Source organism: Streptomyces sp. NPDC005808 (assembly GCF_042871385.1).
Lineage (GTDB): Bacteria > Actinomycetota > Actinomycetes > Streptomycetales > Streptomycetaceae > Streptomyces.
The window spans coordinates 303,852-316,013 of record NZ_JBIAIK010000009.1; the positions used below are offsets into that span (position 1 = coordinate 303,852).

General features: G+C 70.6%; 12 protein-coding genes. 4 read left to right on the forward strand and 8 right to left on the reverse strand.

Annotated features, from left to right (window positions below; translation table 11 throughout):
* Positions 1–23 precede the first annotated feature (23 nt).
* Positions 24–950 (reverse strand): helix-turn-helix transcriptional regulator, encoded by a 927-nt coding sequence (locus ACFYPC_RS22130; protein ID WP_388678753.1) that lies wholly within the window; start codon positions 948–950, stop codon positions 24–26.
* Between the two features lie 199 nt (positions 951–1,149).
* Between ACFYPC_RS22130 and ACFYPC_RS22135 the strand changes: the two genes are divergently transcribed.
* Entirely contained in the window at positions 1,150–2,190 is a 1,041-nt protein-coding gene (locus ACFYPC_RS22135; RefSeq protein WP_388678756.1) for an NAD(P)-dependent alcohol dehydrogenase, read from the forward strand.
* Between the two features lie 51 nt (positions 2,191–2,241).
* Here the strand turns inward: ACFYPC_RS22135 and ACFYPC_RS22140 are convergent, their stop codons facing one another.
* The 4 genes from ACFYPC_RS22140 to ACFYPC_RS22155 form a co-directional block, all read right to left on the reverse strand.
* Positions 2,242–3,291: a FecCD family ABC transporter permease gene (locus ACFYPC_RS22140; protein WP_388678758.1), complete on the reverse strand. Its 1,050-nt coding sequence runs from the start codon at positions 3,289–3,291 to the stop codon at positions 2,242–2,244.
* Complete coding sequence (locus tag ACFYPC_RS22145) at positions 3,288–4,355, reverse strand: FecCD family ABC transporter permease (RefSeq protein WP_388678761.1); 1,068 nt, start codon at positions 4,353–4,355, stop codon at positions 3,288–3,290. The genes ACFYPC_RS22140 and ACFYPC_RS22145 overlap by 4 nt, the downstream gene beginning before the upstream one ends.
* Positions 4,352–5,404 (reverse strand): ABC transporter substrate-binding protein, encoded by a 1,053-nt coding sequence (locus ACFYPC_RS22150; protein WP_388678764.1) that lies wholly within the window; start codon positions 5,402–5,404, stop codon positions 4,352–4,354. The genes ACFYPC_RS22145 and ACFYPC_RS22150 overlap by 4 nt, the downstream gene beginning before the upstream one ends.
* A 94-nt stretch (positions 5,405–5,498) precedes the next feature.
* Positions 5,499–5,999, reverse strand: a complete 501-nt coding sequence (locus tag ACFYPC_RS22155) for a hypothetical protein (protein ID WP_388678889.1) — start codon at positions 5,997–5,999, stop codon at positions 5,499–5,501.
* A gap of 267 nt (positions 6,000–6,266) precedes the next feature.
* On the opposite strand from ACFYPC_RS22155, the gene ACFYPC_RS22160 reads away from it, so the two are divergent.
* The gene (locus ACFYPC_RS22160) at positions 6,267–7,559 is read left to right on the forward strand and encodes an ArgE/DapE family deacylase (protein WP_388678766.1); all 1,293 of its coding nucleotides are present in this window, start codon (positions 6,267–6,269) and stop codon (positions 7,557–7,559) included.
* A 209-nt stretch (positions 7,560–7,768) separates the two neighbouring features.
* Here the strand turns inward: ACFYPC_RS22160 and ACFYPC_RS22165 are convergent, their stop codons facing one another.
* Together ACFYPC_RS22165 and ACFYPC_RS22170 are read right to left on the reverse strand one after the other, a co-directional pair.
* Positions 7,769–8,041, reverse strand: coding sequence for a hypothetical protein (locus ACFYPC_RS22165; RefSeq protein WP_388678769.1), 273 nt, complete (start codon positions 8,039–8,041; stop codon positions 7,769–7,771).
* Positions 8,038–8,391 carry a DUF6247 family protein gene (locus tag ACFYPC_RS22170; protein WP_388678772.1) on the reverse strand — a complete coding sequence of 118 codons (354 nt, stop codon included), beginning with the start codon at positions 8,389–8,391 and terminating at the stop codon, positions 8,038–8,040. The genes ACFYPC_RS22165 and ACFYPC_RS22170 overlap by 4 nt, the downstream gene beginning before the upstream one ends.
* Before the next feature lie 323 nt (positions 8,392–8,714).
* Here ACFYPC_RS22170 and ACFYPC_RS22175 point away from each other — a divergent pair, with 323 nt between their 5' ends.
* Together ACFYPC_RS22175 and msrA are read left to right on the forward strand one after the other, a co-directional pair.
* Positions 8,715–10,547 (forward strand): discoidin domain-containing protein, encoded by a 1,833-nt coding sequence (locus tag ACFYPC_RS22175; protein ID WP_388678775.1) that lies wholly within the window; start codon positions 8,715–8,717, stop codon positions 10,545–10,547.
* Between the two features lie 272 nt (positions 10,548–10,819).
* Positions 10,820–11,332, forward strand: a complete 513-nt coding sequence (msrA, locus tag ACFYPC_RS22180; protein WP_388678778.1) for a peptide-methionine (S)-S-oxide reductase MsrA — start codon at positions 10,820–10,822, stop codon at positions 11,330–11,332.
* Between the two features lie 125 nt (positions 11,333–11,457).
* Here the strand turns inward: msrA and ACFYPC_RS22185 are convergent, their stop codons facing one another.
* The gene (locus ACFYPC_RS22185; protein WP_388678780.1) at positions 11,458–12,051 is read right to left on the reverse strand and encodes a DUF4291 domain-containing protein; all 594 of its coding nucleotides are present in this window, start codon (positions 12,049–12,051) and stop codon (positions 11,458–11,460) included.
* Positions 12,052–12,162 lie beyond the last annotated feature (111 nt).

A 12,162-nucleotide genomic window follows, 5' to 3' on the forward strand; every position in this document is an offset into this window, starting at 1 on the left:
CGCCTCAGGACTGCCCGTAGGCCTCAGGACTGAGGGGCGGCCTTGCCCGAACGGGTGGCGTCCGTTCCCCAGCTGGCCAGCAGGCGGAGCGCCTCCGCCGACGGCGACCCCGGTTCCGCGTGATACGTGACCAGCACCTGCTCACTGTCACCGGCGAGCTGGAAGGACTCGTACTGGAGGGAGAGGTCACCCACCAGGGGATGACGGAGCCGCTTCACCCCGTGAGACTTCTCCTTCACATCGTGCGTGGCCCACAAGCGCCGGAAGTCCTCGCTCTTCACGGAGAGCTCGCCGACCAGCGCGGACAGCCGAGGATCGTCGGGGTGACAGCCGGCGTCCATGCGCAGCAGGCAGACGATGTCGATCGCCTTCTGCTCCCACTCCACGAACAGGTCCTGGTACTCGGGCCTGAGGAACACCATCCGCGCCCAGTTCCGCTCCTGCGCCGGCAGCTCCGACCAGTCGCCGAACACGGCCGCGGCCATCCGGTTCCACACGAGCACGTCGGAACGACGCCCGGTGATGTACGCAGGCACCCCGTCCAGCGTGTCCAGCAGCTGCCGCAAGGCACCCCGCACCTGCTGCTGCCGAGCCCCCTGCTTCTTCTTGTGCTGCTTGGGCTTGGCGAGGTGGGTGAGATGTGCGTGCTCGGCGTCGGTGAGCCGCAGGGCGCGGGCGATCGCGTCGAGCACCTCCGCCGACACGTTCTGTCCGTTGCCCTGCTCAAGGCGCGTGTAGTACGCCACCGACACCCCGGCCAGCTGCGCCAGTTCCTCGCGGCGCAGCCCCGGCACCCGCCGGTGCCGGCCGAAGTCCGGCATCCCGACGTCCTCCGGCTTCAGCCTGGCTCGGCGGGTGCGCAGGAACTCGCTGAGCTCGGCGCGCCGGTCCAGCGGCTGCCCCGCCGCGCCCGCGGGCTGCTGAGAAGGCTGTGGTGGGTGTGCGTCCATGCCTTCAGTATTCACGGTCCTCTGACGGTCGTACGCGTACGAGGCTGACCCCGTCAGTAGTAGGACCAGCGAACGTACGTAAAGCCGTGGCCTGGGTGAATGTCGCGCGGCCCGGCACGCTGGACGACGTACCCGGTCGGAAAGTCAGCAAGGTCAGAAGGCAGCCGGGTACACGACCACTCCTTAGGAGAACCCCGGCATGACCACTGTTGCTGCGTACGCCGCCCCCGCTCCCAAGGCGCCGCTGGAGCGCACCACCATCGAACGCCGCGAGGTCGGCGAGTTCGACGTCCTGATCGACATCAAGTTCGCCGGCATCTGTCACTCGGACATCCACCAGGCCCGCGAGGGCTGGGGCGAGGCGATCTTCCCGATGGTCCCGGGCCACGAGATCGCCGGCATCGTCACCGAGGTCGGCTCCGGCGTCACCAGGTTCCAGGTGGGCGACCGCGCGGGCGTCGGCTGCATGGTCGACTCCTGCCGCGAGTGCGAGAACTGCAAGGCGGGCCTGGAGCAGTACTGCGTCAAGGGCAACGTCCCGACGTACAACGGCATCGGGGTGGACGGCACGCCCACCTATGGCGGCTACTCCACGCACATCGTCGTCGACGAGAACTACACCGTCCGCATCCCCGACGGCATCTCCCTCGACGAGGCCGCACCCCTGCTCTGCGCCGGCATCACCACGTACTCCCCGCTCAAGCACTGGAACGCCGGTCCCGGCAAGAAGGTCGCCGTCCTCGGCCTGGGCGGCCTCGGCCACATGGGCGTCAAGATCGCGCACGCGCTCGGCGCCGAGGTGACCGTCCTGTCGCAGTCGCTCCGCAAGAAGGACGACGGCCTGAAGCTGGGCGCCGACCACTACTACGCGACCAGCGACCCGAAGACCTTCGAGGAGCTGGCGGGCACCTTCGACATCATCCTGTCGACGGTCTCGGCCCCGCTGGACTTCGGCGCGTACCTCTCCCTGCTGAAGACGGACGGCGCGCTGGTGAACGTCGGCGCCCCGGAGGAGCCCATCTCCCTCAACCTGTTCGCCCTGCTCAACGGCCGCAAGACCCTCGCGGGCTCCGGCATCGGCGGCATCCAGGAGACCCAGGAGATGCTCGACTTCTGCGCCGAGCACGGCCTGGGCTCCGAGATCGAGCTGATCACGGCCTCCGAGATCAACGACGCGTACGAGCGTGTCCTCGCGAGCGACGTCCGCTACCGCTTCGTGGTCGACACGGCCACGATCTAGCCAGGTCTGCGGTATGCCGCTGAACCCGGGTCCGGTTCTCCGGGCGCGGGTTCAGCGCCTGCCCGAACGCCCCAGCAGCCACAGTAGATAGGGCCCCCCGACCAGGGACGTGAGCGCCCCCACCGGGATCTCCAGCGGCGGCAGCAGCGTGCGGGCCACCAGATCCGCGGCGACCACGATGACTGCTCCCGTCAACCCGGAGGCGACGAGCGGCAGTTGAGGGGTGCGGGTGATGCGGCGGGCCAGCTGCGGACCGGTGAGCGCGACGAAACCGATCGGGCCCGCGGCCCCCGTCGCGACCGCGGCCAGCACCACGCCCAGGAAGGTCAGCCCGAGTTGGGTGCGGTGCACGCGGACGCCGAGCGCGGCGGCCGTCTCGGGGTCCAGGCCCAGCGGCCGCAACGCCCGGTTCGCCCACACCAGCGCGGGCATGGAGAGCAGCAGGACCCAGCCGAGTGGCCACGCCTGCTCCCAGCCGCGCCCGTTCAGGCTGCCGGTCAGCCACAGCTTGAGCGATTCGGCCTCGGCGAGTTCGCTCTCGGTCAGATACAGCTGTACGACGGCCGACAGCGCGACCCCGATCCCGACTCCCGTCAGCACGAACCGACTTGGCTGCATCCCGTGCCGCCAGGCCAGCACGTACACCAGCGCGGCGGCCACCAGACCGCCCGTGACGGCGACGGCGGGCAGCGCGCCCGGTGAGGCGACCGTGCCGGTGGCGAGCGCCAGGACGGTCGCGGCGGCGGCGCCGTGTCCGACGCCGATGACGTCCGGGCTGGCGAGCGGGTTACGCGTCACGGTCTGCACCAGCGCCCCGGACAGTCCGAGCGCGGTGCCCACGAGCGCGCCGAGCACGATCCGCGGGACGCGCAGCTCACCGACGATCAGGTCGTACGGGCCTCCCTGACCGCGCAGCACCCGCCAGACCTCGCCCGGCGGGATGTACGTCTGCCCGACGCACGCCGACAGCAGCATGACGCCGGCGAGGAGCACGACGAGTGCGCAGACGACGGCTGCCGAGCGCCGGTGCAGGAGGAGGGAGAGGCGGCGGTGGCGGACCGCGGAGAGTCCCGCCGAGCGGGGGTACGTGCCGGCGGTCATGCGCCCACCGACTTCCGGCGTACGAGCACGATCAGTACGGGTACGCCCACGAGCGCGGTCATCACGCCGGCCGGGACCTCCGCCGGGGCGCGGACCACCCGGCCCGCCACATCCGCCGCGAGCAGCAGGGCGGCGCCGAGGAGAGCGGAGAGGGGGAGGGTCCAGCGGTGGCCGCCGGAGACCAGACGCTGGGCGAGGTGGGGTACGGCGAGGCCGATGAAGGCGATGGGCCCCGCGGCGGCGACCGCGGCCGCGGTGAGCACGGTCGCGCCGAGCGCCGCACACCCTCGTACCAGCGCGACCCGGTGGCCCAGCGCCCGCGCCGTGTCGTCGCCGAGCGCGAGCGCGTCCAGGCCGCGGGCACAGGCAAGCACCAGGAGCGCGCCGGCGATCAGGAACGGCAGCATCCGCCCGACGGTCCCGGCGTCCCGCCCGCTGAGTGCGCCCACCTGCCAGAACCGGAACTGGTCGAGGGTCGCCGAACTCGACGTCAGGACAACGGTGGTGGCGCCTGCCGTCATCGCGGACAGCGCGGTTCCGGCGAGCGCCAGTTTCACCGGCGAGGCGCCGCCACGCCCGCGCGAGGCGATGGCGTAGACGGCACACGCGGCGGCGACGGCGCCGGCGAAGGCGTACCAGACGTAGCCGGAGAAGCCGTTCGCCCAGCCGAGCGCGATCGCGAACACGACGCCTGCCGCCGCGCCCTGGCTCAGTCCGAGGATCCCCGGATCGGCGAGCGGATTGCGGGTGACCGCCTGCAGCGCCGCCCCCGCGAGCCCGAGCGCCGCCCCAGCCGTCAGCCCGATCGCGGTCCGCGGCACCCGCAGCGACCGTACGACCAGCGCGTCCGGTGAACTCCCGCCGTGCACGAGGGCGTCGAGGACCGTGGACAGGGGGACGGGGCGGGTGCCGACGGCGAGGCTGAACGCGACGGCGGTGACCGTGAGGAGGAGGGCGGCGGTGAGCCAGGCGGTGCGCTTGGCGGCCGTCGCGCGCCGTTTCGCCGGCCTCGGCGGCCCTGCTCGCTCCGGCCCTGCTCGCTCTGCCTGACCTACTTGACTCACTTGCCGATGGTGTCCGTGAGCTGCTTGATGACGAGCCGAGCGGCGGTCGGGCCGGCGTTGAGGTACCAGGGGTCGTCGTCGACCTTCACCGCCTGGCCCGCCTTGACGGCCTTCATCGACTTCCACAGCGGTCCGGCGAGCACGCTGCCGGCATCGGTCTTGGACGCGTCGCCCTGCACGGAGTAGAAGATCCAGTCACCGTCCGCGGTGTCGATGCTCTCCGCGCCGATGTCCTGCGAAATGGCGTTGAACTGCTGTGACTTGGGCCGGCCGAGCCCCATGTCGACGGCGATCGACCCGGTGAAGGAGGACACCCCGAACATCCGCGTACGGTCCGGCGTGAACCGCAGCATCGACACGGCGGGATCACCGAGGCTCTTGCCGCCGGTGGCGGCGTCTGCCGCGATGTCGTCGAGCATCTTCTGCGCCTGCTCGCCCTTGCCGACCGCGTCGCCGACGAGCAGCAGATCCCGCTTCCAGTTGATGCCGTTGCCTGCCGTGACGACGGTCGGTGCGATCTTCGACAGCTTCGGGTACAGGTCGCCGAGCGAGTCGTTGACCAGGATCAGGTCGGGCTTGGCGGCGGCGAGCGTCTCCAGGTTCGGCGCCTGGCGGGTGCCCGCGTCGGTCATCTCCGTGAGCTGCTTCTTGTACGCGGGGAAGGCGTCCGCCAGATAGTCCGGCACGAGCCCGGCGTTGTCGGCCCGGGTCGTGACCGTCGGGACGATGCCGAGCGACAGCAGGTCGTCGAGCTGTCCGGTGCTGAGCACGGCGATCTTCTCGGGCTCGGTCTTGATCTCCGTCTTGCCCTGGAAGTGCCCGACGGTCCGCGGGAACTCCCCGTCCTTGGCACTCCCGGCGCCCATACCGGCCTCGACGGCGCTGGGGGCCACGGAGGGTCCCTCGGAGGCGCCGGCCACGAGATTGCGGTCCGAGTCGGAGGAGGCGCTCCCGCTCGGGGCGGAGGCCTCATCGCTGGATGAGCATCCGGCCAACAGGCCGCCGACCACGGCAACGGCCAGTACGGCCTTTGATCCCCAGGTGCGCACAACGACTCCGATCGATGAATTAGGTAAGGCTTACCTTAAGCACCCTTCCTGGGGCGGTCGGAACCGGGGGCCCCGCTTGCGCGTGCCACCAGCGCTACTCGGATCGGTGCCGGACTGCCGAGAGCAGGCGCCGCTGGCCCGTCGCGTGCCCACCCGTTCCGATGACGAGCCGTCGGTACAGCCGGCCGGCCGGACCGGGAAAGGCGGCCCGGGTCTCGGCGCGCAGCCTGGTTCGACCCGGCCCCGCGTGGTCGAGACGGAAGATCAGGGCGTACGTCGAGAAACGGTGCCGCCCTTCAAGGACCAGCTTCCGCCCCGGCACCGCGGCGGCCACCCGGAACCCCGGGAACGTCGACCCCTCGGCAAGGGGCCGCGGCCCGGACGCCGTACGGTCGGCGCATCCGACCAGCCGCGCGTAGCCCGCCGCGCGGGGACGCGAGAAGGACCGCTCCAGCGTCTCGACCAGACCACGCCAGACGTCGTCGGCCTCCGCCACGACGACCGTGACGTGCTCGTCGACGTACGGCAACGAAGCGATCCCCACCAAAGCCTCCCGGCGCGGGTACCGGCCTGACCGCGTCTTGCCGGTCTGCATGGTTTCCATGGTCCGGCATGGTCCGGCATGGTCCGGCACGGTCTGCAGGTCTGCAGGTCTGCAGGTCTGCATGGCGTCTTCATGGTCGGCCAGTACGGAGACGATCGGCCAGTACGGAGATTGAGTGCCCAAGTGCTGCGCCGTAGGATCCGCGGTGATCTCGGGCACATTCCCAGTCCAGCTCCAGGTCCGATGCCACAGTCAATGCCCAGGCCAACGCCACGCTACGAGCAGTGAAACACTGAGCCGCGACAGGAGCGACCGCCCATGACGACCGACGTGTCCAGCGCCGAGTTGAGTGCGCAGGAGGCCGCCGCCCTGGCCGCGATCGACGAGCAGGCCATCGCCCGAAACCTCCTGGAGCTGATAGCCGTCCCGAGCGTGACGGGGAGCCCGGCGGAGTCCGAGGCACAGCACGACCTGGCCGGACGGCTGGACCGGCTCGGTCTCGACGTCGACCTGTGGTCGATGGACCTGCCCACACTGCGGGCGCACCCCGGCTTCCCCGGGTCGGAGGCGCCGCGCGACGAGGCGTGGGGCCTGGTGGGGGTCACCGAGGACGGCGGCGACGGGCCGACCTTGATCCTCCAGGGCCATGTGGACGTCGTACCGCCCGGTGACCTGGCGGGCTGGGACGGGGACCCGTTCATACCGAGGGTGGCCGGCGACACCGTGCACGGCCGGGGCGCGTGCGACATGAAGGCCGGCCTTGTGGCCCACCTCGCCGCGCTGGCCGCGATCCGGGCGAGCGGGGTACGGCTGCGCGGCCGGCTGGCGGTGCACTTCGTGGTGGGGGAGGAGGACGGTGGACTCGGGGCCTTCGGCACACTCCAGCGCGGTCACACGGGCGACGCCTGCGTCATCACCGAGCCGACCAACAGCACCCTGATCACGGCCAACGCGGGCGCGCTGACCTTCCGTATCGCCGTTCCCGGTCTGGCCGCCCACGGCAGTTCCCGGGACGCCGGGGTCAGCGCCATCGACGCGTACCTGCCCGTCCACCGTGCGCTGGCCGCCCTGGAGGCCGAGCGGAACGCCGACCCTGACCCCCTCATGGCCGAGCACCGCATTCCGTACGCGCTGTCCGTCGGCACGGTTCGCTCGGGCGACTGGGCGAGTACGGTGCCCGATCTGCTGGTCGCCGAGGGCCGGTTCGGCGTACGTCTCGACGAGGACCCCGCGACCGCCCGCGCCGCCCTGGAGAAATGCGTGGCCGAGGCCTGCGCCGCCGACCCGTGGCTGCGCGACCATCCGGCGAAGGTCAGCTGGCCCGGGGGCCAGTTCGCCAGCGGGCGGCTGCCGGCGGGGCATCCGCTGCGGGATGTCGTACGGGAGGCGGCGCGAGCCGTCGCGGGCGGCGCCCCCGCCCCGTCCGAGCACGGTGCCTCGTACGGCAGTGACCTGCGGCTCTACGCCGCCGCCGGCATCCCGACCCTGCAGTTCGGACCGGGCGACATCCGCGTCGCACACAGCGCCCAGGAGCGGGTGTCCGTCTCCGAGATCGTGCACGTCAGCCGCGCGCTGGTCCTCACGGCACTCCGGACGGTCGGCACCAGGTGAGCGGCCCCTGGCGGTCCGGGCGGGCCGGACCGTCGGGGAACCACTCCGGACATAACGGAGAAGGCGGTGTCACCCGCCACTGCCTGGAGGGCGTCCTTGACGAGCGGCACGCTTGGGCTGGTCTCCGCCGCCGAGTCCCCCGGATCGTGAAGTCGAGCGTTACGCCACTCCGCCCTGGTGCCGCATCGCAAGGACAAGGGCGGTGACGGCTACAGGGAGTCGAACGGTGGCACGATGCGGACGATGATGATCAGCGGGGCGCGTGGTGCCACCAGGAAGTAGAACCAGCCGCCGGCCGCGTCCATACGGCGCAGGCCTCCCGGTCGGGGGCCGTTGCCGAGGTCGCTGACATCGATACCCGTACTGGCGAGGTCCACGAGCTGACCCGCCAGACGCTCCACCTCCGCCACGATGTGAACGGGGATGCCGCCTGCCACGTGATTGTGGTCGGGGTCGTACTCCCAGCGCCACTCCGTGCTCACCGGGCCGGGAGGCCGATGGCTGAGTGGGCTTCGTCCAGGATGCGCCCGATCGCGGAGGCGGCTTGCCGTGCCTCGGCGGCGTCGCCCGCCTCGGCGGCGTCTTCCCAGCGGCGGAGGTCTGCTGCCAGGGCGGGCTGGCGTTGGATGTGGACATAGGCAGCCCACTGAGCGATGAACCGCTGGAGCGGCGCAAGATCGGAACCCTGCCGTGACTGGTCGGCTGCCTGGTCCAACTCCCGTGTGAAGGCCGGTAGTGCGGCTGGCGCGATCTGACGGATGGCCTGCCGCAACGCGGCAACCGTGGCAGGGGGCTCGGGGATGAGCGGCTGCCCAGCGGCGGAGGTGGTCATGGCTGCTCCCATGGGCGTGATTCTGATCCCATGCGTCAGCGTATCGGCCATGGGTGCTTTTCCACCGCTCGAACGAGTGAGGGAGAAGCGATTCAGCGCGTCGTCTTCCTGTCCTGTCGCTCACCGGACTTCCTGATCTGTCGTTCACCCGACGGCAACGCGGCGACGCTCGCCTTCTTCGAGGGGTGCGCCGTGCTATTGACATGGACCCGACGCGAGGAACACGCTCCTGAGAGCGCTCTCACCTCCACCCACAGGGACGCCGCCTGACGGAGTAGCGTCAAGTGGCTGCCCCTCGCCCCCCACGAGGGGAAGGAGCACGGATGTCCATCAAAGGCACGCGCTTGCACTTACTTCCGAGCCGAAGAGGCAGGCGGCGAACGGGCGTTGGCCTGCTCGCGGCGATCTCCGCCGTCGCGACGTTCGCGTTGGCCGGTGCGCCCGCCGCCCAGGGAGCCTCCCCCCAGGCAGCCTCCGCGCAGCCCCCGGCGAAGGCCGTCGCGGCGCAGCCCGCCGCGGCGGTCGCCCCCGCGGCCGTACCGGCAGCACCCGCCGGTTTCACCACCACCTGGAGCGACGACTTCTCCGGCGCCGCCAACACCGGACTGAACACCGACATCTGGCGTTACGACGTCGGCGAGGGCTGGACCTTCGGCACCGGCGAGGTCGAGACGATGACCAACAGCACGGCCAACGTCTACCACGACGGCAACGGCCATCTGGTGATCAAGGCCCTGCACTCGGGCACCGACCCGGTCCTCGGCTGGACCTCGGGCAGGGTCGAGACGCAGGCGGACGGCTTCGGCGCGCTGCCCGGTGGCGTCGTACGGATGGAGTCGTCCCTCCAGCAGCCGAACGTCAACACGACGAACGGCCTCGGGTACTGGCCCGCGTTCTGGATGCTGGGCTCCCCGCTGCGGGTCGGCACGGTCTGGCCCGGCTCCGGCGAGATCGACATCATGGAGGACATCAACGGCCGCAGTTCGGTGTTCGGCGCCCTGCACTGCGGCACCAACCCGGGCGGCCCGTGCAACGAGTCCACCGGCGTCGGCTCCGGTGAACGCGCCTGCTCCGGCTGTCAGACGGGGTACCACACCTACGCGGTGGAGATCGACCGCTCGACCTCCCCCGAGCAGATCCGCTGGTACCTCGACGGCGTCAACTTCTACACCCTCAGCTCCAACCAGATCGACGCCACCGCCTGGTCCAACGCCGTCGACCACAGCTTCTTCATCATCTTCAACCTGGCCATCGGCGGCGGCTTCCCGGCTGCCTACGGCGGCGGTCCCACCGCCGCCACCGTGTCCGGCGGTTCGCTGAACATCGACTACGTGGCCGTCTACAACAAGGCGCCCCCCGGCGCCACGGGCACCAACATCGCCCAGGGCAAGCCCACCACTGCCTCCTCGGCGGAGAGCGCGTCGTTCCCGGCGGCCAATGCCACCGACGGCAACATCAGCACTCGCTGGTCGAGCGCGTTCAGCGACCCGCAGTGGCTGCAGGTCGACCTCGGCGCCACCTACAACCTCACCCACGCGTCGGTGATCTGGGAGGCGGCCGCCGCATCGGCCTACCAGCTACAGACGTCCACGAACGGCACGACGTGGACCACGATCTACTCCAACAACAACAGTCCACAACTCCTCCAGGACACCGCGCTGTCGGGCTCGGGGAGATACGTCCGGATCTACGCCACGGCCAGAAACTCGACCTACGGCGCGTCGCTCTACGAGCTCAGGCTCTACGGTTCGACGTCCGGCTCCACCCCCGGCACGCTCCTGTCGCAGGGCAGAACGGCCACCACCTCGTCCTCGGAGAGCACCAGCTTCACCGCTCCCATGGCGGTCGACGGCAACACCGGCACCCGCTGGTCGAGCACGTTCACTGATCCGCAGTGGCTGCAGGTGGACCTCGGGGCCACCCACGCCATCAGCTCGGTCGCCCTCAACTGGGAGGGCGCGTACGGCACGGCGTACCAGATCCAGACCTCGGCCAACGGGACGACCTGGACCACCATCTACTCGACCACGGCGAGCACCGGCGGCAACCAGACACTGACTGTCACCGGTTCCGGGCGGTATGTGCGGATGTACGGCACCGCGCGTTCCACCCAGTACGGCTACTCGCTCTGGGAGTTCCAGGTCTACGGCACCTGATCGCGCCCTGCCCCCAAGAGCTCGCCCCCTCGGACGCCCTGGTACGCCGCCGACGCACCAGGGCGTCCGCCTTGCCGGCAGCCGGCCCGCAGGACGGCATCGGTGCCCCCTCGCGGCGGCCGACCACAGGGCCGGATCGGCGGGTGCGGAATCGCCTGGAACCCTCACGCGTTGTGGGGAGTGGGCAGGAGAAGCCGGTGGCGTGCGAGCCGGGCGGCCCGAGTGACCGAGCTGACGTACATGACGTACATGACGGATATTGGAGGGCCGCAATGGCTGGGCAGACGCAGAGGGCCGTGCTGGCGGGCGGATGCTTCTGGGGGATGCAGGACCTGATCCGCCGGCTCCCGGGCGTTACGGCGACCCGGGTCGGATACTCCGGCGGTGACGTGGAGAACGCGACGTACCGTAATCACGGCACGCACGCGGAGGCCATCGAGATCCTTTTCGACCCCGAGAAGACCGACTACCGCGCGATCCTGGAGTTCTTCTTCCAGATCCACGACCCGAGCACCAAGAACCGTCAGGGCAACGACATCGGCCTCAGCTACCGCTCGGCGATCTACTACGTGGACGACGAGCAGAAGCGCATCGCCGAGGACACGATCGCGGACGTGGACGCCTCCGGCCTCTGGCCGAACAAGGTCGTCACCGAGGTCGAGCCGGTCGGCCCCTTCTGGGAGGCCGAGCCCGAACACCAGGACTACCTGGAGCGCTACCCGGACGGCTACACCTGCCACTTCCCCCGCCCCGGCTGGCGCCTGCCCACCCGCACGGCGGGCTGACCCACGAGCCAGCCCGGCGGTCGTCGGAGACTGAACCGAACCTCCACGGCCGACCCGGGCCGCGCTCGCGCCTCAGCCGGTCCTGCCTCTCAGGCACGGTACAAGGATGACGTGCGCGGGGTAGGTCATCCCATCAGGTGGGCAAGATGTTCGTCCCCAGCGGGATAAGGGCGTTCCCGGGGCAGCAGCCGGGCGGCGGAGCCCAGGTCGCCACCGCTGACGAGGGCGTGGATCTCGTGGGCGAGCGGGGTGACGTCGCGGATGGCGACCGTCCACTCGTCCGCGTACCTTCGTACGGCCTCGCCGGAAAGACCCAGTTGCAATGACCGGTACGGCAGGGGCTGGAGGCGCAGATCCCGCTCGGGATCCCACTGCACGCGAGCGGGCGCACGCGTCAACTGACGCCGCCACCCGGCCCGGTCCGGGTGCACGCCGCGGACGTAGCTCGACAGACACGCATGACGCAGCGCCCATTCGAAGCCCTCACGGCAGATCTCGACAGCGAGCACGGTCTCCTGCCCCGCCTTGGCGCCCCACCCGCAGCGGTACATCATCCACAGGAACGACGGCTTGATCCACGTCATGCGCTCCCGCTTCCACGCAGCGGGAAAACGGCCCTCACGAACGGTGGGCAGGCCGATCTCCGGCGAGTACGCCTGGTAGACGGTGATCGTCGACTCGCCGTAGACCGCACGGATCCGACGGTGTGGTTCTTCCATGACGTACAGCCTGGGGCCGGGCCGGTCCGGGCGGCTACTGAGTTTCGACCGCCGTACTCGCCATCGGCGAGTCGGCCGCAGCAGCGCGTGAGCTGCGGGCAGGACGACGGC